The sequence below is a fragment of the Photorhabdus heterorhabditis genome, assembly GCF_018448905.1.
GTDB classification, from domain to species: domain Bacteria; phylum Pseudomonadota; class Gammaproteobacteria; order Enterobacterales; family Enterobacteriaceae; genus Photorhabdus; species Photorhabdus heterorhabditis.
In genome coordinates, this window is record NZ_RCWA01000016.1 from 77,615 (window position 1) to 95,567 (window position 17,953).

The following is a 17,953-nucleotide window of genomic DNA, read 5'->3' on the forward strand; positions in this document are numbered from 1 at the left end:
ATTAATTTACCCCATTTAGCCCAGCGACTATTTAACACCCCGCTGGCGCTGCATCCGCGCAAAGCCGAAATTGTCATGGCTGCATTAACAGATAGATTTGGGATTACGCGGATTAACGCCATATCGGACTGGGATGATGACGGTAGTTTTTCACGTCCCGGAAATAATGATGCAGGGTATGACGTAGTAGAAGGGATTGCGGTAATACCAATACAGGGAACATTAGTCCAAAAACTGGGCTCTTTACGTCCTTATAGCGGCATGACCGGGTATGACGGCATTCGGCAATCTTTTCTTACTGCACTGTATGATCCCGAAGTAAAAGGGATTTGCTTGGATATCGACTCGCCAGGTGGTGAGGTTGCCGGGTGCTTTGACTTAGTGGACGAGATTTATTCAGCGAGGGGAACAAAGCCCATTCATGCCATTTTGACAGAAAGTGCTTACTCCGCTGCTTATGCACTAGCTAGCGCCGCTGACAAAATCCATGTACCGCGTACCGGTGGTGTGGGTTCAATCGGCGTAATCGTTATTCATTGCGACTGGTCACAGCGTATTAAAGAAGATGGGCTACAAGTAACGATTATTACTTACGGGGACCGCAAAGCAGAAAGTAACCCCTACGTTCCGCTAACCGATCAGGCTCACAGTGCAATACAGGATGATGTAGACGCGATGGGAAAACTGTTTGTGAGTACTGTTGCCCGCAACCGTGGCATTTCTGAAAAAACTATTCGCGATACTCAGGCAGCCTGTTTTTTAGCCGCTGAAGGTGTCAAGTTAGGTCTTGCAGACGAGGTTATCACTCCCGATGCTGCATTCCGACAATTACTTAGAGAATCAGGAGTTTAACACATGTCTAAGTTGAGTTTTGCCCATTTGCTGGGCATTAAAAAGTCAGCGTCAGAAGATGATGATGACAAAGAAAAAAGCAAAAAAGCGAAATCCCGCCGTGCCGAAGAAGAGGACCGCGACGAAGAAGACGCCGAAGATGATGAAGACGATATCAAGGCTGATAAGGATGACAAAGATGATCCCGATGCCGAGGAAGATGATGATCAAGATAAGGATAAATCGTCTAAAAAAGGGAAAAAGGCCAAGTCTCGCCGTGCTGATGATGACGATGATGATGCAGATGCCGAAGAGAATGACGATAAAGAAGAAGGTCGTCGTGCCGAACGGAAGCGATGCGCTGCTATTTTCGGCAGTAAGCACGCTGCGGGCAGACCGGACATGGCCGCCCACCTGGCGTTCAATACTAACATGTCAGCACGTGAAGCTATCAGCACCTTAGCATTAACGGGATCAGCACCAACCTCTCGTCGAACCTCATTAGATGAGCGCATGCAACAGGCACAGCAAGTCAGGTTAGGGCTTGATTCCCAGCAACCCGCGCGTGGTTCTGTTGAAGCATTGGTTGCTAATGCGACTCGTCTCTACAACTCAGCAAAAGGTAAAAAATAATGGAACAAATCGGACAAAACCCATTTGCGCCGGGCATGACATCGACAATGTTCGTTCCCGATCAGTTAGTGTCTGGCCCGCTTCAACTTGTTACAGACACAGTCACTATTGCAAAAGTAGGGTTATTGAAGCGGGGAACAGTTTTAGGGCTTATCACTGAATTAAAAGAGTATGTTTTGAGTGTTAAAACCGCTAAAGATGGCAGAGAGAAACCCATCGCTATTCTCGCCGATGATGTGGATACAACAACAGAATCAAAGACTTGCGGGGTTTATCTGCTTGGCGAGTTTAATAAAAATCGCTTGATATTTGATGCAAGCTGGACACTTGAAGATCTGAAAACTGCATTACGCCACTCAGCGATTTTCATACGCGATAGTATTCAGGCTCCGATAGCCTAATTTCATTACCCCATTATTGCATTCGATGCCATCACTTGGCAGGGATGCGCGCGTTTTAAATTCAGTCTGGTGGCCCCGGCTGCCAGCATTGCATATAGAGAAATTGCATGAGTAACATTAATATTTACGATACGAATGTTCTGGTACAAATTGTTCCGAATCTGATTACTAGTCAAAACTGGTTGTTGGACCGTTTCTTTCCAAATTTAGTGACTTATGAAACTGAGGAAGTGTCTATTGATGTTGACATTGGTAAGCGCCGTATGTCGCCATTTGTTTCGCCGCTTGTGGAAGGAAAGTTGGTTGAAAGCCGTAAATACCAGACAAACACTTTCAAACCCGCGTACATCAAAGATAAACGCGCCCCGGATTTACGCAAACCCATTCGGCGTCAAATTGGGGAGCGCATTGGCGGTGAGTACACCGCGGCTGAACGTGAAATGCTGAACCTGCAATTCGAGATGGCAGATCAAATTGACATGATTAACCGACGATTGGAGTGGATGGCTGCAAATGCGTTGGTCAAATCACAAATTACAGTTGTTGGTGATGGATTTCCAACTACCGTGATTGATTTTGGGCGTTCATCTAACCTGACCGTCACATTAAGTGGTTCGGATAAGTGGCCGTTAAAGGTTGCAGCAGGGGCAACAAATACACAACCATCCGATGATATTGAAGCCTGGCAAACGTTAATTCTGAAAGAGTCCGGCGCAGTGCCAACTGATTTGGTTTTTACATCTTCATCCTGGAAAGCATTTCGTCTTGATACTGGTATCAAAGACAACGCGATCACGTTCCCGGCATTAAATCCCTACGGCAATCAGATTGATATTGGCCCACGAATTGAAAAGGGTGCCGTCTATAAAGGTCGGTGGGGTAACTTTGATTTATGGCTGTATAACGACTGGTTTATTGACCCGGTTGATAATGTTGAAGAACCTATGATACCGGATGGTGCGGTTATTATGTCAGGTGCGGATTTGATGGGAACGCGTGCGTTTGGCTTGATTATTGATCCTGCATTTAATTACGAGCCATTGGCTTTTGCGCCCAAGAGCTGGTTAATTGAAGATCCCGCTCAACGTTATCTCATGATGCAATCCGCTCCGCTGGTCATTCCAAGCCGGGTAAATGCGGCACTATGTGCAATGGTGGTGTGATATGGCAAAAAATAAGCAGGAAACAGGGAACGAACCGGGCGGCTTGCCGCCTGAATTAATGGTAGACGGCCAAGAGTTGCCGGATTCTCAGATAGAAACAGTGGAAGAATATCCTGCTGCTCCTGACACTGACGATGAAAACCTTACCAATGATCAGGCAACTGTTGTTGTGCTGAAAGGCCAAACCGTTAAGCATAACGGCAAAGAATACAAGGAGTTCGTTCAACTCATTCTAAGCCCGGAAGACGCCGTTCGCTTGATTGAACTGGGGGTTGTTGCTGACGTTAACAAGCTGCGACAACAGGCACTTGCTCAAAATGGCCCCACGGTGACAGTCAATGACGGCGTTAAAATCAGTCATGAGGCTTGATGATGGGGATAAATTGGGACCAACATTTACTCGCACCCCTGCATAATGTGTTTGGTGACATTGTTGAATACCGTCCTACAAGCGGCGCTCGTTACACGATCAACGGCATATTTGACCGGGCCTACACACAGGAAGTGGAATCACTGGATGACACTAGTACCATCAATACAACATCCCCCGTGCTTGGCGTGCGGGACATTGAGCTTCGGGCACCGCCAAAAAAGGGAGATCGAGTATTTGTTGGCATCGTTGGCGGCGTTCCTGTCAATACTTTGTTTGCTGTGGCAGATATTCAGCCTGACAGCCACGGCGGGACGAAACTTATTTTGAATCGGGTGAAATCATGAACGCGGCAGGTATTCGGGCGTTAGTCATTGATGCGCTCAAACACAAGACCGATGCAGTTGCGCGAGTTTATTCACCGCGCGACTGGTCAACAACGGAAGATATGTACCCGGTCATTCTTGTGCAAACCCCTATTGATGTTAAAAATTCACTGGGACGTAACGCGCCCCAATTTAATACGATTACGACGGTACGTATTACCGGGCGTTTACAAGAGTTAGACAGCGAAGCGGAAGACGATGGCGCGGCTAAAGCCGAAGAATCTCTCGAACGGTTACGCGAACAAATTGAACGGGCAGTGATTAACAGTTATGAACTCACTCGTCAAACGCAACAATATCAACAGATACGTTCAACAATCGATGTTGATGCGTCTGGAGAAGGGCATACGGCGCAATTGCTAATGGAACTGGATATTGAGTATTACCAAGGCCCGGAAGATTTCTACGAAATCGAAGCGAATCAACTGGACGAAATCGACGTCACAGTCGCCATGCCAGACGGTACCCCAGAACCTCATTTTCGAGTTAATTTTCCCAATTAATTCTCAGGAGTAACCCATGTTTGTAAAACCCGTTGTCGGGCGTAGTGTACGCGACCCGGTTAAGGGCACTCATTTGCCCGAATCCGGCGCAGAAGTGCCCGATAATATTTTTTGGCATCGTCGCTTAAGAGACGGTGACGTTGAAATATGTCAGCCTGAAAAAGCAGTTAAAAAGGCAGTCAAGGAGAATGAATAATGGCCATCCCCTTTTCACGCGTCCCGAATAACATTCGGGCACCGTTGTTTTATGTCGAATTCGACAACTCAATGGCGAACAGCGCAATTGCGACACAACGCACACTGATCATCGGGCAAATGCTGAATACGTCTACAGCAAAACCTGATATCCCGGAGCGTATTTCTTCTGCGGCTCAGGTTGCTAATTTATACGGTAATGGCTCAATGCTTCACAGCATGGCTGAGGCTTATTTCGCTAATGATCAAGCCGCCGAAATTTGGGTGTTACCCCTTCAAGATGCCAATAGCATGGTTGCAGCCAAAGGCAGTGTAAAAGTATCCAGTCCAGCAACTGATACTGGGGTTATCTCGCTGTATATCGGCGGTCAGCGTGTGCAAATCACTGTAGTTGCAACAGATAAAGCCGAGCAAGTCGCTACGGCATTGTCAGACGCAATTAACAAAAAAGTGACTTTACCGGTCACAGCAATAGTCGCATTTGATTCCGCTGATACCGTGACGTTAACAGCAAAAAATAAAGGCGCTGCGGGTAACAGTATTGACTTGCGGCTGAATTACCGGGGTCAATCGGGCGGTGAGTTTACCCCCGCGGGTATGGAACTGAAAATAACTCAGATGGCCGGTGGTGCAGGTGCGCCAGACCTCAAAAACGCATTGGGTAATCTTAAAGACCGTTCATTCGATTTCATTGCGAATCCGTACACTGATACCGCGTCATTAGATGATGTGAAAGCGTTTCTGTCTGACACGGTTGGGCGTTGGTCGTGGGAGAAACAGCTTTACGGCCATCCATATGCCGCAATAAATGGAGCATATGGGGAACTGGCTAATTTCGGCGAACAACGTAACTATCAGCATGAAACATTGCTCGGTGTAACCAAATCTCCGACGCCGAACTATATTTGGGCCGCCGCATTGACTGGCGCAATTGCACCAAGCTTGCGTAACGACCCCGGCAGACCGGTACAGACATTACCCGTAAGTGGTGTGCTAGCTCCCGCATCAGAGGACCAGCTTGACTTAATCGAACGTAACAATCTGCTTCACAGCGGTATTTCAACGTTTACTGTGTCTGATGACGGCACAATTCAAATCGAAAACATCATCACGACGTATCAGAAAAATAGCTTCGGTGATAACGATGACAGCTATTTAGAAGTAGAAACGTTGTATTTGCTGATGTACGTCACGCGCTATATCCGTACACAAATTACAAGCAAATTTGCCCGGATGAAGCTGGTGAAAAACGGTACCCGATTTGCGCCAGGCTCAGCAATCGTCACTCCAAATATTATTCGTGCCGAACTGATAGCACAGTATAAAACATTGGAATATCAAGGCTATGTGCAAGATTCGAAAAGTTTTTCGGACGGGTTAATCGTTGATATCAACGCACAGAATCCGAATCGTGTAGACGTTCTGTGGACAGGCACACTCATCAATCAGTTGCGTGTTTTTGCACTGCTTAATCAATTCCGCTTACAACCGGCAGCTTAAGAGGTAAACATGGGAAATACATCAAACAGGCTGGCGGGTACCGCTTATGTCACCGTAGACGGCATATCGATCATGGTCGCAGGGGATTTCACATGGAGTCCTTCAAGAGTCACCCGCGAAACATTAACGGGAATGGACTATGTGCACGGCTACAAAGAGAAGCCGCAAGCGGGTTTCATCTCCTGCAAAGTGCGGGACAGCGGCGGAACAACTGTGGCTGATTTCAATGACCAGACGAATGTCACGATTGTTGCCGAACTCGCGAACGGCAAAACGATTATTGGCGAGGGCATGTGGACCGTCAACACGCAGGAAGTTGCAAGCGAAGATGCTACGTTTGAAGTGCGCTGGGAAGGCACTTCGGTTACTGAAAATTAATTTGGAGAATCAACATGTTAGAAACTACTAAAACTATCGTATTAAATACCCCTATCGAAAGCAATGACGGCAAAGTCCGCTACGAGCAGATTGATTTGAAAGAACCGGTATTAATTCAGGTTGAACAGTTTTATGAAGCGCAGAACAAATCCAATCATTCAATTGCTGCTATGCGTCTATTACTCTCTTTAGTATCGGGCATCCCGGAATCAGTGTTGAAAAAAATGGCTATCAGTGATTTTCACCAATGCCAGGAGTTCCTTTTAGGTTTTTTGGACTCGAAGCGCTCGATAGCTGGCAGCAATTAGCCGCTGATGTCACATTTTATTACAAGTGGGGGCCGCGTGATGCGTGGCTCTTAACCCGATCACGGCTTGAATGGTGGGTTGAGCAAGCCAACCGAATAAGTAAGGAGCGAACCAATGGCTAACGCTTTCGATTTTGAAATTAATGCTGATGAAAATGTCACGAAAGTTATCGATGAAATCAATGCAAAGTTGAATAGTCTCAATCCCAATCTGGCAAAAACCAAGGAAGGTCTGAAATTTGGGGGATCTGAATCCACTGACGGGGTGGATGTACTTGGTACAAAGTTACGTGATATGTCACGTTACGCAAAAGATAACGTTCAGCATATCGGTGATATTGTGCCACCCCTCAAAAATGTCGGTGAACTTGCGACAAAATACGCCGGGATAGGAGCGAAAATTGGCGGCGTAGGGATGGCTGCGTATGGTATATCGAAGGGCTTTCAGTTAATGAACGATATGGGAAAGGAAGCCTATGATTTTGATGTCGCAGCTAAAAACTCAGCAATGAATGTTCCTGATTTCACTCGAATAGCCGGGGCAATGCGATACATTGGTATTAGTGCTGATGATGCTAAAAAATCAGTAGAAAGCTTTTATGGGATTTTAAACCACCCATTACAAGGAAGACGGGACGAAGCCAGAGCGCAATTAACAAACATGGGGGTTCCTCTCTATGAGAATGAGCACGGAACGATTGATGTGTACAAGACTTTTCCAGAAGTCGTCAAGGCTATGCAGAAATATCCGTCCGATGTTCAAAATACCATTGCTGAAAAAATCGGCCTAGATGAACACGGGTTGGCATTAGCGCGTAAGGGACCAGAAATATATCAAGAACTATTAAATAAGTCAGATCGAAATGGGAACACTAGATCGCAAGCCGATAATGATAAAATAAATCAATATAATGATAAAAAGAATGAGCTGGATGCCCGCCTTGAAGGAATAACAAATCGAGCTAAAATTGCATTTGCTAATTTCGCATTAGGGGATGGTTATGATTATATGAAGGAGCAGGCAGAAAAGCGGGAAGCTTATTCCGACACTCTTTTTAGCGGTGACAAAAAAGGCGATTTACGTGATAGAGCATTAAACGATATCAAGTTCATGAAAAGCCTTTCATTTGGAGAAAGATATTCTTTACAGTGGGGTGAGCCTGATAAAGATTTAGAGAAAAAGATTAATGATAGATTTAGTGCGGCATGGGAAAAAGAAAAGAGTAAACATGATGCTGATAAAATAAAAGATGGCATTCCCCAACCCCAAAAAGTCCCAGAACCAGCGAAAATAGAACCCCCTAAATACCCAGATCCTTACGGAAAACCGGTAAAAGATTCGTTTGGTTTGAGAATTAAAAATCCAGGAAATGTGCGTGACGCCCCAAACGGGATTGGATATGTCAAGGGGCAAAGTGGAACATTTGTCAAATTTGCTAATAGTCATGATGGGAATACTGCATTAGCTCGTCAACTAATGCTTTACGGTGACAGGAAAATAAACACATTAAATAGAATAATCAGCACCTACGCACCCAAAAAAGATAGAAATGATACCCAGGCATATATCGATTTCGTATCAAAAGAAACAAGTTATCCTGCTAACCAGCCCTTAGATCTACATGAACCTCAAGTGCTGGAAAAACTGATTAACTCAATGATAAAACAAGAAAATCATGGTCAACAACCGTTTAGCCAAAAGGAAATTACAGATGCGATAACCGCTGCTATCTTTGACCCAAAATGGCAAGGTTTGCGTGACAAATATTATCTAAGCCAGCAACGAATAATGAATCAACCCGTGCCGCCTGAGTCAGAAAGACCCTCATCATCTATCTTTGCAAATCAAGCAAACAATAGCGAACTTGCTCAGAATATAGCCGACGCCATTCAATCAGCAATTGGTGAAAACAAACTCCAGGTAGAAATCACGATTGTCAGCAATAAGACCGGAGAACGGCAACAATTTAATGCAAAAACCGGGGGTAGGGTAACAACATCAATGCAATATCCTTAATCGCGCTCTTAATGCCGTTTAGCAGTTTAACCTTGAATTTATGATGAACTTGATTGATGCTTGCCCAGTTCAATTAAATGAAAGAGGTTGGTGATGAAAAGGTTTGGTTATTGGCTATTAGTTATTGGTTTGATATGGCTTCTTGTGGCTTTTAATATGGAAACCTCCGTACCATCAGACTACGGAAGTGGTAGAGTGAGCAATATTGGCATGATTGCATCACAGCATAATCACATCTTTTTCGGCGCGTTTGTTACATTCTGTGGATTGATGATGCTTTTATTTGGGAGATCATCAGGTGATGTAAGGTGCTCTTATTGTGCTGAGTTTATTAATAAAGATGCTAGCAAATGTAAACATTGTGGTAGCCATGTTCGAACTGCTGATTCATCCAAGGCCCTTGCGCGTACACTCGTGATAAATTCAGAATATCTGAAGAAAGCTGATAATTATCGCTATTACGATTTTTTTGATAAAGATTCAATTATTCTGAAACAAAGGGTAGTTGAATTTTGTGCGTTATGCTCGTCCTATATTGACGAGGTACAATACAAAGACGGTGATGAAGAGATCGCCGAAATGAAGGTAGCATCAATGATTGATACAATTTCTTCGCATATGAATGAAAAGCAGTCAAAGGAGTTTAAAAAAATTTGCGAATTTCATCTTCCTTTAATATAGCTAACTCGCTACCCCGCCACCGAAGCGGGGTTACTTTAGCTAGTTATCCTTGGCAATGATGAAGGAGGTATTTATGTCTATCTGGCAAGTCATACTATTGCTTATTTTCTTATTCTTTATTGCATTATATTTATCTTTTAAAAAAGAAAAAACAGGGCTAAGAACTGTAATGAGGGGGACATCTATTGCTATCCCTATTATCTTGGTTTCTGCGTTTTTTATAATGGAAAACTCAATCAGTAAAGGTTGCTATAGTAATGAGCAGAATTTTTATGAAAGGAAAGGTGCTCTTTGCTATGGAACTGACAGAATCACACAAGTGACCACAGGTGACAGAGGTCTTGAAATAGATCGCTTTATAGTTTTATCAAAAAACAAGGTGGTTATTCATACAAAAGATGGCGGTGATTTTGTTGGGTCATATGCGAACGGTACGTTCATTGTGAAGTGGCTTGATGATTTAGTTTATTAGATTAAGTTCAGCATTTCAGTAAGCCCCGTGAGGGGCTTATTTTTTATTATCTAACTGATTTTGCTTATCTTTCATCTCTTCGATAGATTCAGCCAGGGCAATGATTTTATCTATCAATTCATTGCTGAGGGAAACCGTTCGTTGAGTCTTTGGAGACTTTCTATCTAAACAGTCCTGTATTATTTGTACTATTTCAGAGTTCATCGAGCGGCCATTTTCTTTGGCTCTTTCGGCAATAGCTTCTCTCATACCATCGGGCAATCGAAGCATGAATTTATCTTGTGCTGATACTGGCTTATTAGTCATCTGCATTAATCGTTTAGTTGAAACAGAAAAATGATACTAGCATATTGACATCATGTAAATGCGTGTCATAATGCTATCATGTCATTGTGACACCATTAATAAGGAGACAAGATAATATGATAAACCTAGATAACAGAAAAAAGAGCGCACAAATGCAACTGAGAACAACAGAGTTCATGAAGGAGCAAATTTGTAAATTGGCAGATAAAGAGGGAATTTCTCAGAACTCAGTTCTGAATCAGGCTTTGGCTTGGTATATGAATGAAAGGGCAAAAAATGCAGTGTAATAAAAGTAAAACCCCAGCCGCACCAACGACTGAGGTTTCTAATGTCAGCAACTATCAAGGGAACCAACATGAACAATGTAACAAATAAAAACCTTCCTGTCATTAATGGTATCACTCTGACACAAATTTCATATCAGTGTGAATTAGTAGTAAATACTGATTTGTTGGTTAAATGCGGCGAGGTGTCAGCATGAACGCATTAGCTAAAATTGAAGCCGAAGGCGATTTCACTACATTCAAATTCGGTCCTCATGAAATTCGCGTGATCAATAAAGATGGTGAGCCGTGGTTCGTAGCTAAAGATGTGTGTGATGCCATCGGATTGAGTAATTCTCGCGTTTCATTGCTTGCGCTTGATGATGATGAAAAGGGAGTAAGTTCAACTTACACCCTTGGAGGAAGGCAGGATTTATCAGTTGTTAGCGAATCTGGAATGTATACCTTAGTACTTCGCTGTCGAGATGCAGTTAAGAAAGGTTCCGTTCCTCATCAGTTCCGCAAATGGGTTACAGGTGAGGTATTACCGGCAATTAGGAAAACCGGGAGTTATCACGGTTCGATGATTTCTGACTTGTCATTTAACGGACAAATTTTAATGACATTCGAAAACGGTGTAACAGTCAGAGTCGAAAAGTTGAGAAATGATCAGCATGTCTTAACCCTTAACACTTTCATGGAGTTAGCACAAAAATCCGGTTATCTCATCATTCATAAAGAAAACCTATTGAGTATGGAAAACAGTTGGAAGTACTAACCCCACAGGCCAAGGATGGCTTACTGTAACACTATGATGTCTGATGTTTTTTACAACCTGACTTCATCATAATAAGCATTGTGCTTAAAGTGCTTATTTATAATGAGGTTACATCTTCTTTGTTTTTTTATCCTCACTTTTCGTCTAATTTTTGATTTTTTAGAGCTTATTTTTCTGAGAAATATATTTGCTTAATTATGACCGGAAGTACTACACTCATTCCTAATACGGTCTGTATAGATCTGGCTATCCTGATGTACAGAGGAGAGGAAAAATGAGATTACGTTGCATGGCTTATCGTCAGGATGGGATATATGTAGCCGCCTGCTTAGATCTGTCTTTAGCAGCGCAGGGTGACAATATAGAAGAAGCTATAAATAAGCTTGAAGCTCAGATTGAAGATTACTTTGAAGAGGTGAAAGCAGAGCCTCAGTACGCAAAACAAATGTTAAGCCGAAAAGCGCCACTGTCTATGTGGTTTAAATATTGGCGAATTGCCTTCCGAATTTTCATGAATCGAAAAGACAGCGGCATGGCTAAAGTTTTTAATGAACAGTGCGAACCAGCTTGATGTAGGGCAGCATTGTGTTTTTTAAGAAATTAACGCCGTTGAAATATGCGGAAGTCATCAAAGGACTTACCTCGCTTGGTTTTGAAATGAAACCAAAAAAGGGAACGTCTCACGAGCAATGGATCAAGAAGACCGGCTCTGGAAAATGGCTAGTTACTGTCGATAAACACCATGCGCCGTTTTCTAGAGACCTGATAAAATCAATGGCAAAGCAAGCGGGTATCAGCACGAAAATGTTTCACTCATTATGTAAAGGCATGATCAGTGCTGAACAAGTACAAACAGAGAACTCATCAGAATAAGTAAATCTAAGTTTTACCTTACCAATCCTAGCCGCTTAACTGCGGTTTTTTTGTATCTGAAATAACCATAGGTGGTGATATGCCATTGATTAAAGACGCCATTTCATCATTTTTGGGGAAAGATCAGGAATGGTCATGGAAGGAACATTTACACCCAGCATCGTTTCGGGGAGTACCTTTTGCCGTCGTATCCGGTGAAAGCGTCTTCGGCAGGCGTCAAGCTGTACATGAATACCCTTATCGTGATACGGCATGGATTGAAGACCTTGGGCGCAGTAGCCGAAAAATTACGCTCCGTGGTTTTATCATTCAAGACAGCAAAGTGTATTCCGCGCCCGACGTGATCACGCAACGTAATAATCTGGTGGCTGCATGTGAGGAAGGTGTTAGCGGCACGCTGATACATCCCACGCTTGGGGAATTAACTGTCAGCGTTACTGAGTCCGGCTTGAGAGTGAATGAAAGTGCTGACAATGGCCGGGTGTTTGAGTTTACTTTGACCGTTATTGAGTCCGGACTGAAAGTCTTTGCTATCACGAATAGCACGGCAGCAGACAGTAAAGTAAATACCAATTGGCTCAGAATGGCCACGACGACCGCTGCTAAATTCGTTTCAATGGTGAAAGGCGAGATCCGCACGGTCACCCAGGCTGTCAAAATCATCAAACAGACCATTAATTTTTGGGAAAAGATGGTTCAATCGTCAATCGATGAAGTAACCAATCTCAGTGATATGTTGAATTCCACGTTCGGTAGTAAGCGTTATGGCCGTTACAGCCGGGGTAAGATTGGCGGTTCTGTCTCTGGAGCAACCGGCGTTGTACTGCGAAATAATGACAGTGAAAACTATAAAAATGTGGTCAATGAGAAAATGGCTTCGGCTGTGATGGGACGAGAAGCCATATCGAAAGCCCTCTCACAGCTCAACAATGCTAACTCAATTGAGGGATTAGCTAGTGGAGTGCAATTAGTTATCAATGTCATCATTAATGCAGCGGGCAGTACAACAGAGAAAGTGCGGGTATTTGAAAATCTTGCCAGCTTTAAAAATACACAGTATCAGCAAAGCAGTGTAGATAAGAATGTAGCGGAAGCCACGACATTGTTGATCATTGTTCTATCGTCTGGAGCAATGGCAAAAACAGCCAGTGAACTCATTCCCGCCAATCGTGATGAAGCAACAACAGTTCAGCGGCGTGTTTGTGAGTCTCTTGACAATGCAATTATCAAAGCGGGTGATTTAGCGACTGATGATGTTTTCCAGGCTCTTGTTCAGCTACGTTATGAGTTTGTTGAAAGTTTCTCGCTGAAAGATGCAAAAGGGCGATTAACGCAATTTAATTTACCCTCTGTATTACCAGTCTTGAATATTGCTAACCGAATCTATCAAGATGCTGAGCGCAGTGATGAGCTTGTACAGGCTGTCTCCCCCATTCACCCGGCATTTATGCCCATCAGATTTAAGGCGCTGAAACAATGAAGAGTGATGAGTTGTCGTTAGTGATCGGTGGCCGCCGCATTTTCGGGTGGGACAGTGTTAGGGTGACGAGAGGTATTGAACGGTTACCTTCTGACTTTGATTTGATGTTAATGGATTACTACCCCGGCAATGATGAGAAGCAACTTGTAGAGCCGGGTGAAAAGTGTGAAGTATTTTTGGGTGATGATCGGGTAGTCACGGGCTATATAGATAGCTGGAACCCGTCTATTTCCAAAAATAAACACGAAATCAAAGTATCCGGTAGGGGTAAATGTCAGGACTTAGTTGATTGCTCGGCGAAGTGGCCCAACAACGTGATCAGCCAAGCCACCCCGTTACAGATTGCTCAAAAATTAGCTCAATGGTACGACATTCAGGTGACTTCTGATGTTGATGATATGCCAACCGTTCCTCAGTTTACATTGAATTGGGGCGAGTCATCACAAGAAGTGATTGATCGTGTTACCCGCTTTGCTGCCCTTCTTTACTATGATTTGCCGGACGGTAATTTAATCATGACAAGGGTAGGCACAGAGCTAGCCGCAAGTGGGGTTGAGCAAGGGAAGAACGTCGAAACGTCAGATTACAATAGCTCAATGAATGAACGGTTTTCCGAGTACACAGGACTTTCATTTGCCATCAGCGGACTCAACGAAACAAGTAATGACAGCGGTTATGATGTCGTCACGTTAGCAACGGCAAGTGATCCTGAAGCGAAAAAGATGCGTTACAGAAACTATGTCACCATCATAGAAAGCACACTGATATCAGCAAAACGCTCGCAAGAGTCTATCGACTGGGAAATGAACCGCAGGTATGGGCGTTCAAAAGTACTGAAAGTGACAGTCGATTCGTGGAGAGACAGCAGCGGTAAGCTGTGGCAACCCAACACGTTGATCCCTATTCACATGCCTATTTTCGGTTTGGAAAACGAGCAATGGTTATTGTCAGAAGTCACTTATACACGGAACGGCGACAACGGTACACAAGCGCAATTAGTTTTAATGCCACCAGCCGCTTTTGCCGTACAACCGTATGAGTTTTACGCAATTTTGAGAGAGACTATCAGATGATGAATGATGCAATCAGAAAGTTATCTCGCCGAGTGGAAATGATGTTGGGTCTTGGAAAAATTAAGACATCACGTGATAGCGGAAACATTCAAATTGTTCAGTATCAGACGCCAATCGAGGTTCGGGATAATACGGCGCGTATGGCTGAATTTGGCTTCTCGTCTGCATTGCCAGCCGGGACTGATGTTGTGATTGGTTATCTCGGTGGGGACCGCTCAAGCGCAGTAGTGATTGCCAGCAACAATAAAAAATATCGGCATAAGAATTTAAATCCCGGTGAAGTTGTGCTGTACAACCAGTGGGGCTTGCACATCTTACTAACCGAGTCGGGGATAACGATAGAGGCTAAGGGGCGGCCTGTTACTGTGAATAATGCGACTCAAGTTACGATTAATGCTAGTGAATCCGTGCTCTGCAATACCCCTCTTTTGAAAGTAACGGGCGATATCGTTGATAACTGCAACGGCAATTCTTCAACAATGAAACAGTTGCGCGATTCCTATAATAATCACACGCATAAAGTATCTGGCGTGGAATCTGGCGGCTCAACAGTGACGAGTCAGCAAACCGGGGAGCCAGTGAAATGAGTGATATCACTTCTTATTGGGACGTGAATAAGATTCATGCTGACTGGCTGGTTGGAAACGGGGACTTAGTAACTGGCAACGATTTGCAAACGGTAATGATCATCAGTCTGTTTACGGACCGTCAGGCACGCAGTGATGATGAAATCGACGGCGTTGATAGAAAGGGCTGGTGGGGTGATATTGGCTCGGATTATCAGATTGGTTCGCGATTGTGGTTGATACGCCGCCAAAAACTCACTACCGCAGTAGCGCTTAAGGCGGAAGATTACGCGCGTGAGGCTCTTCAATGGATGTTAGACGATGGTGTTGTAGCGTCTGTAAATATCAACACTCAAATCGTTTATCCAAATAGATTAAACATGATTATTCATTATCAGCGACCGGGGCGCGAATCAGAAGATCTGAGATTCTTTTGGGTATGGGAACAACATAATGCCATTTAAACGACAAACACTATCTGAATTACGCGAGCAGAACCGCAGCTTTTTACAATCTGAGTTAAGTGATGTTGGCACATTATTGAGATATTCAAATATGGGTGTCTTGGCTGATATGGACGCGGGGATGGCTCATCTACACTATGGCTATCTTGACTATATCGCATTGCAAACCACCCCGTTCACTGCAACTGATGAACATCTGGCAGGCTGGGGGGCAATGAAAAAAGTCTTTCGCAAACCTGCAAATGCGGCTATTTGCAATGATTATTTGTTTACCGGCACCGAGGGTGCAATGATTCCGGCAGGGACCATACTCAATCGCGGTGACGGTTATCAATACAAAACGCTTTATGATGTCCGTATCGCGCAAGATGGTACAGCTAATGCATTAATAACAGCGATTTTGCACGATACTTCTGATGATGTCACAGGTGGGGGAAGTACAGGTAATGCTGACGCGGGGACGACCCTAACTCTTGATCAGAGTATTGCGGGGGTTGACGTTCAAGGAAAAGCTGTAACACCGATCATTGGCGGGGCAGATATTGAAAACGAAGATGATTTTCGTTCCCGGATTTTGCTTGCGTATCAAGGGCTACTATCGGGCGGTTCTGACGATGACTACAAGTTGTGGGCCTTGTCAGTACCGGGTGTTACTCGTGTATGGATTCGTCGGCGAGCTATGGGTGCAGGTACCGTTGGTATTTACGTTATGTGTGATAATAACGGCAAAGGTGGTTTCCCAACCGGTACTGATGGGTTCTCTAGCTTAGAAAATTACGGTACGTCAGCAACAGGAGATCAAGCAAGAGTTGCAGATCATATCTACCCGTTACAGCCAGTCACTGCATTAGTCTGGGTTTGCTCACCAATTCAGAGGAAAATTGACATTATAATCAATTGTATATCGTATGTTAGTCGTGATGTGACAAATGCGATTGCAGCCGCTATTGATAATGTATTTTTTGAAAGCGGCAACCCAGACGGGACCGGAAAAGTCCTTATTTCAGAATTGCAATATGCGATTGCTGATGTGCCGGGAACAGCCGGATTCGTGATAACAAACCCGACAAGCAATATCAAATTAGGGATAGGAGAGTTACCGCTAAGAGGGGAGGTTATCTATACATGAGTCGATACAGTGTAGAAAACTATACTTCAGCGTTGAACGGATTGTTGCCGTCTGGCTTGGCGTGGACTCGTCAGCACTCATCTGTTATGAATGCAGTAACAAGAGCGATTGCGCATTCATATTATCGAAGCGATCGGGATGCTTGGGGGTTAATTGAGGGGGCTTTTCCAGCAACGGCCACTATCATGTTGCCTGAATGGGAAAAGTCATTGGGTTTGCCAGATGATTGCGGGATTGGGGAAGTTGATACTATTCCACTCAGACAGAAAACGGTTGTTTCTCGATTGTTGAGAGATGGCGGCCAGTCGAAAGAATTTTTCATTAATCTTGCTGTAACGATGGGTTATACCATCACAATTACTGAATATCGGCAAGCACGGGCGGGACAATCAGTTTGTGAGGAAGCCTTGAACGGCGAAGACTGGCCGTTTGTTTGGCGAATTAATGCCCCTAAAACTACCATCTTTTACGCTGTAGCTGGTGGGAGTTATTGCGGTGATCCACTCAGATCGTGGGGTAATAAACGGCTTGAATGTCAATTCAATCGTCTTTGTCCATCTCATACAATTTTACAGTTCGGCTACAGCAACTAAATAACACTTTATTTATTTTCACAATCACCTTAAATGAGTGAGGTTTTGCAATGCAAAAAATTGGTGATATTACAAATACCGCTGACAAGAACGGCGAATTTACGAATGGCAATGTCGCTGCTGGTATTGCGCCAACATTATTAGATGCGGGCTGGTTTAATACTGTTCAGCGTGAATTAATTAATGCCGTTCAAGGCGCGGGAATTAAATTAGATAATAAAAATGACAGTCAGCTTTTTGCTGCTATCAAAAGATTAATTGATAACAGTGCCGTAGAAATTCACGACGCCTCATTAACACAAAAAGGCATTATTCAACTCACAGACAAAACAGGTAACAGTAATACCCTTGCAGCCACTCAGAAGTTAGTTACTGATGTAAACAACAACGCTAATACTAAGCTGGCAAAAAACCAAAACGGTGCCGACATCCCTGATAAAAATGCGTTTGTGAAAAACCTCGGTTTGGTGGAGACGGTGAATCAGGCGAATAATGCGGTACCGAACAGCCGGAAAGTGAATGGCAAGGCGTTGAGTGGGGATGTCAGTTTAAGTGCCGGGGATGTGGGGGCTTTTCCGAGTGTTGTTTCAG

At 44.0% G+C, this 17,953-nt stretch carries 25 protein-coding genes and 1 pseudogene; 25 read left to right on the forward strand and 1 reads right to left on the reverse strand.

The window, feature by feature from the left end; translation table 11 throughout:
* The 14 genes from EAE89_RS12195 (at position 1) to EAE89_RS12260 (ending at position 9,837) form a co-directional block, all read left to right on the forward strand.
* Complete coding sequence (locus EAE89_RS12195) at positions 1-852, forward strand: S49 family peptidase (RefSeq protein ID WP_214085969.1); 852 nt, start codon at positions 1-3, stop codon at positions 850-852.
* 3 nt (positions 853-855) lie between these two features.
* Positions 856-1,464, forward strand: a complete 609-nt coding sequence (locus EAE89_RS12200; protein WP_214085946.1) for a hypothetical protein — start codon at positions 856-858, stop codon at positions 1,462-1,464.
* The gene (locus tag EAE89_RS12205; protein ID WP_214085947.1) at positions 1,464-1,865 is read left to right on the forward strand and encodes a head decoration protein; all 402 of its coding nucleotides are present in this window, start codon (positions 1,464-1,466) and stop codon (positions 1,863-1,865) included. Before EAE89_RS12200 ends, EAE89_RS12205 begins: the two co-directional genes overlap by 1 nt.
* A 107-nt stretch (positions 1,866-1,972) precedes the next feature.
* The gene (locus EAE89_RS12210; RefSeq protein ID WP_214085948.1) at positions 1,973-3,028 is read left to right on the forward strand and encodes a major capsid protein; all 1,056 of its coding nucleotides are present in this window, start codon (positions 1,973-1,975) and stop codon (positions 3,026-3,028) included.
* 1 nt (position 3,029) lies between these two features.
* Positions 3,030-3,398: a hypothetical protein gene (locus EAE89_RS12215; protein WP_214085949.1), complete on the forward strand. Its 369-nt coding sequence runs from the start codon at positions 3,030-3,032 to the stop codon at positions 3,396-3,398.
* Between the two features lie 2 nt (positions 3,399-3,400).
* The gene (locus tag EAE89_RS12220; RefSeq protein ID WP_214085970.1) at positions 3,401-3,745 is read left to right on the forward strand and encodes a head-tail joining protein; all 345 of its coding nucleotides are present in this window, start codon (positions 3,401-3,403) and stop codon (positions 3,743-3,745) included.
* On the forward strand, positions 3,742-4,287 hold the full coding sequence (locus EAE89_RS12225) for an ATP-binding protein (protein ID WP_214085950.1): 546 nt from the start codon (positions 3,742-3,744) through the stop codon (positions 4,285-4,287). The genes EAE89_RS12220 and EAE89_RS12225 overlap by 4 nt, the downstream gene beginning before the upstream one ends.
* 16 nt (positions 4,288-4,303) lie before the next feature.
* Complete coding sequence (locus EAE89_RS12230; RefSeq protein ID WP_214085951.1) at positions 4,304-4,483, forward strand: DUF2635 domain-containing protein; 180 nt, start codon at positions 4,304-4,306, stop codon at positions 4,481-4,483.
* On the forward strand, positions 4,483-5,982 hold the full coding sequence (locus tag EAE89_RS12235; RefSeq protein ID WP_214085952.1) for a phage tail sheath subtilisin-like domain-containing protein: 1,500 nt from the start codon (positions 4,483-4,485) through the stop codon (positions 5,980-5,982). The genes EAE89_RS12230 and EAE89_RS12235 overlap by 1 nt, the downstream gene beginning before the upstream one ends.
* Before the next feature lie 9 nt (positions 5,983-5,991).
* The gene (locus tag EAE89_RS12240; RefSeq protein ID WP_214085953.1) at positions 5,992-6,360 is read left to right on the forward strand and encodes a phage tail tube protein; all 369 of its coding nucleotides are present in this window, start codon (positions 5,992-5,994) and stop codon (positions 6,358-6,360) included.
* A 14-nt stretch (positions 6,361-6,374) separates the two neighbouring features.
* Positions 6,375-6,668 carry a phage tail assembly protein gene (locus tag EAE89_RS12245; RefSeq protein WP_052739458.1) on the forward strand — a complete coding sequence of 98 codons (294 nt, stop codon included), beginning with the start codon at positions 6,375-6,377 and terminating at the stop codon, positions 6,666-6,668.
* Positions 6,669-6,782: 114 nt separating this feature from the next.
* Positions 6,783-8,684: a hypothetical protein gene (locus EAE89_RS12250; RefSeq protein ID WP_214085954.1), complete on the forward strand. Its 1,902-nt coding sequence runs from the start codon at positions 6,783-6,785 to the stop codon at positions 8,682-8,684.
* A 93-nt stretch (positions 8,685-8,777) separates the two neighbouring features.
* Positions 8,778-9,365, forward strand: coding sequence for a zinc ribbon domain-containing protein (locus EAE89_RS12255; protein ID WP_214085955.1), 588 nt, complete (start codon positions 8,778-8,780; stop codon positions 9,363-9,365).
* A gap of 73 nt (positions 9,366-9,438) precedes the next feature.
* The gene (locus EAE89_RS12260; RefSeq protein ID WP_214085956.1) at positions 9,439-9,837 is read left to right on the forward strand and encodes a hypothetical protein; all 399 of its coding nucleotides are present in this window, start codon (positions 9,439-9,441) and stop codon (positions 9,835-9,837) included.
* Positions 9,838-9,873: 36 nt separating this feature from the next.
* Here EAE89_RS12260 and EAE89_RS12265 read toward each other — a convergent pair whose 3' ends face one another.
* Positions 9,874-10,143, reverse strand: coding sequence for an Arc family DNA-binding protein (locus tag EAE89_RS12265; protein ID WP_214085957.1), 270 nt, complete (start codon positions 10,141-10,143; stop codon positions 9,874-9,876).
* A 116-nt stretch (positions 10,144-10,259) separates the two neighbouring features.
* On the opposite strand from EAE89_RS12265, the gene EAE89_RS12270 reads away from it, so the two are divergent.
* The 11 genes and pseudogenes from EAE89_RS12270 to EAE89_RS23615 all read left to right on the forward strand — a co-directional run.
* A complete protein-coding gene (locus EAE89_RS12270) occupies positions 10,260-10,430 on the forward strand; it encodes a hypothetical protein (protein WP_214085958.1) in 171 nt (56 codons plus the stop codon).
* A 190-nt stretch (positions 10,431-10,620) separates the two neighbouring features.
* A pseudogene (locus EAE89_RS23610) lies at positions 10,621-10,980 on the forward strand (BRO-N domain-containing protein); the annotation flags it as partial.
* A gap of 478 nt (positions 10,981-11,458) precedes the next feature.
* The gene (locus EAE89_RS12280; protein ID WP_214085960.1) at positions 11,459-11,755 is read left to right on the forward strand and encodes a type II toxin-antitoxin system HicB family antitoxin; all 297 of its coding nucleotides are present in this window, start codon (positions 11,459-11,461) and stop codon (positions 11,753-11,755) included.
* 14 nt (positions 11,756-11,769) lie between these two features.
* Entirely contained in the window at positions 11,770-12,057 is a 288-nt protein-coding gene (locus EAE89_RS12285; protein ID WP_214085961.1) for a type II toxin-antitoxin system HicA family toxin, read from the forward strand.
* Between the two features lie 79 nt (positions 12,058-12,136).
* Positions 12,137-13,537, forward strand: a complete 1,401-nt coding sequence (locus EAE89_RS12290) for a DNA circularization protein (RefSeq protein WP_214085962.1) — start codon at positions 12,137-12,139, stop codon at positions 13,535-13,537.
* Entirely contained in the window at positions 13,534-14,610 is a 1,077-nt protein-coding gene (locus tag EAE89_RS12295) for a phage baseplate assembly protein (protein WP_214085963.1), read from the forward strand. Before EAE89_RS12290 ends, EAE89_RS12295 begins: the two co-directional genes overlap by 4 nt.
* Entirely contained in the window at positions 14,610-15,197 is a 588-nt protein-coding gene (locus EAE89_RS12300; protein WP_214085971.1) for a phage baseplate assembly protein domain-containing protein, read from the forward strand. Before EAE89_RS12295 ends, EAE89_RS12300 begins: the two co-directional genes overlap by 1 nt.
* Positions 15,194-15,640: a phage GP46 family protein gene (locus EAE89_RS12305; protein ID WP_214085964.1), complete on the forward strand. Its 447-nt coding sequence runs from the start codon at positions 15,194-15,196 to the stop codon at positions 15,638-15,640. The genes EAE89_RS12300 and EAE89_RS12305 overlap by 4 nt, the downstream gene beginning before the upstream one ends.
* On the forward strand, positions 15,630-16,769 hold the full coding sequence (locus EAE89_RS12310; RefSeq protein ID WP_214085965.1) for a baseplate J/gp47 family protein: 1,140 nt from the start codon (positions 15,630-15,632) through the stop codon (positions 16,767-16,769). Before EAE89_RS12305 ends, EAE89_RS12310 begins: the two co-directional genes overlap by 11 nt.
* On the forward strand, positions 16,766-17,362 hold the full coding sequence (locus EAE89_RS12315) for a YmfQ family protein (RefSeq protein WP_214085966.1): 597 nt from the start codon (positions 16,766-16,768) through the stop codon (positions 17,360-17,362). Before EAE89_RS12310 ends, EAE89_RS12315 begins: the two co-directional genes overlap by 4 nt.
* A 50-nt stretch (positions 17,363-17,412) precedes the next feature.
* Positions 17,413-17,953 (forward strand): phage tail protein (locus tag EAE89_RS23615; RefSeq protein WP_244866403.1); only part of this gene is annotated, 541 nt, incomplete at its 3' end.

What these genes read in the sequence shown, in the direction of transcription:
- EAE89_RS12200 (WP_214085946.1), top strand. Translation starts at nt 856, where the DNA reads ATGTCTAAGTTGAGTTTTGCCCATTTGCTGGGCATTAAAAAGTCAGCG.
- EAE89_RS12205 (WP_214085947.1), top strand. Translation starts at nt 1,464, where the DNA reads ATGGAACAAATCGGACAAAACCCATTTGCGCCGGGCATGACATCGACA.
- EAE89_RS12210 (WP_214085948.1), top strand. Translation starts at nt 1,973, where the DNA reads ATGAGTAACATTAATATTTACGATACGAATGTTCTGGTACAAATTGTT.
- EAE89_RS12215 (WP_214085949.1), top strand. Translation starts at nt 3,030, where the DNA reads ATGGCAAAAAATAAGCAGGAAACAGGGAACGAACCGGGCGGCTTGCCG.
- EAE89_RS12220 (WP_214085970.1), top strand. Translation starts at nt 3,401, where the DNA reads ATGGGGATAAATTGGGACCAACATTTACTCGCACCCCTGCATAATGTG.
- EAE89_RS12225 (WP_214085950.1), top strand. Translation starts at nt 3,742, where the DNA reads ATGAACGCGGCAGGTATTCGGGCGTTAGTCATTGATGCGCTCAAACAC.
- EAE89_RS12230 (WP_214085951.1), top strand. Translation starts at nt 4,304, where the DNA reads ATGTTTGTAAAACCCGTTGTCGGGCGTAGTGTACGCGACCCGGTTAAG.
- EAE89_RS12235 (WP_214085952.1), top strand. Translation starts at nt 4,483, where the DNA reads ATGGCCATCCCCTTTTCACGCGTCCCGAATAACATTCGGGCACCGTTG.
- EAE89_RS12240 (WP_214085953.1), top strand. Translation starts at nt 5,992, where the DNA reads ATGGGAAATACATCAAACAGGCTGGCGGGTACCGCTTATGTCACCGTA.
- EAE89_RS12245 (WP_052739458.1), top strand. Translation starts at nt 6,375, where the DNA reads ATGTTAGAAACTACTAAAACTATCGTATTAAATACCCCTATCGAAAGC.
- EAE89_RS12250 (WP_214085954.1), top strand. Translation starts at nt 6,783, where the DNA reads ATGGCTAACGCTTTCGATTTTGAAATTAATGCTGATGAAAATGTCACG.
- EAE89_RS12255 (WP_214085955.1), top strand. Translation starts at nt 8,778, where the DNA reads ATGAAAAGGTTTGGTTATTGGCTATTAGTTATTGGTTTGATATGGCTT.
- EAE89_RS12260 (WP_214085956.1), top strand. Translation starts at nt 9,439, where the DNA reads ATGTCTATCTGGCAAGTCATACTATTGCTTATTTTCTTATTCTTTATT.
- EAE89_RS12265 (WP_214085957.1), bottom strand. Translation starts at nt 10,143, where the DNA reads ATGACTAATAAGCCAGTATCAGCACAAGATAAATTCATGCTTCGATTG.
- EAE89_RS12270 (WP_214085958.1), top strand. Translation starts at nt 10,260, where the DNA reads ATGATAAACCTAGATAACAGAAAAAAGAGCGCACAAATGCAACTGAGA.
- EAE89_RS12280 (WP_214085960.1), top strand. Translation starts at nt 11,459, where the DNA reads ATGAGATTACGTTGCATGGCTTATCGTCAGGATGGGATATATGTAGCC.
- EAE89_RS12290 (WP_214085962.1), top strand. Translation starts at nt 12,137, where the DNA reads ATGCCATTGATTAAAGACGCCATTTCATCATTTTTGGGGAAAGATCAG.
- EAE89_RS12295 (WP_214085963.1), top strand. Translation starts at nt 13,534, where the DNA reads ATGAAGAGTGATGAGTTGTCGTTAGTGATCGGTGGCCGCCGCATTTTC.
- EAE89_RS12300 (WP_214085971.1), top strand. Translation starts at nt 14,610, where the DNA reads ATGAATGATGCAATCAGAAAGTTATCTCGCCGAGTGGAAATGATGTTG.
- EAE89_RS12305 (WP_214085964.1), top strand. Translation starts at nt 15,194, where the DNA reads ATGAGTGATATCACTTCTTATTGGGACGTGAATAAGATTCATGCTGAC.
- EAE89_RS12310 (WP_214085965.1), top strand. Translation starts at nt 15,630, where the DNA reads ATGCCATTTAAACGACAAACACTATCTGAATTACGCGAGCAGAACCGC.
- EAE89_RS12315 (WP_214085966.1), top strand. Translation starts at nt 16,766, where the DNA reads ATGAGTCGATACAGTGTAGAAAACTATACTTCAGCGTTGAACGGATTG.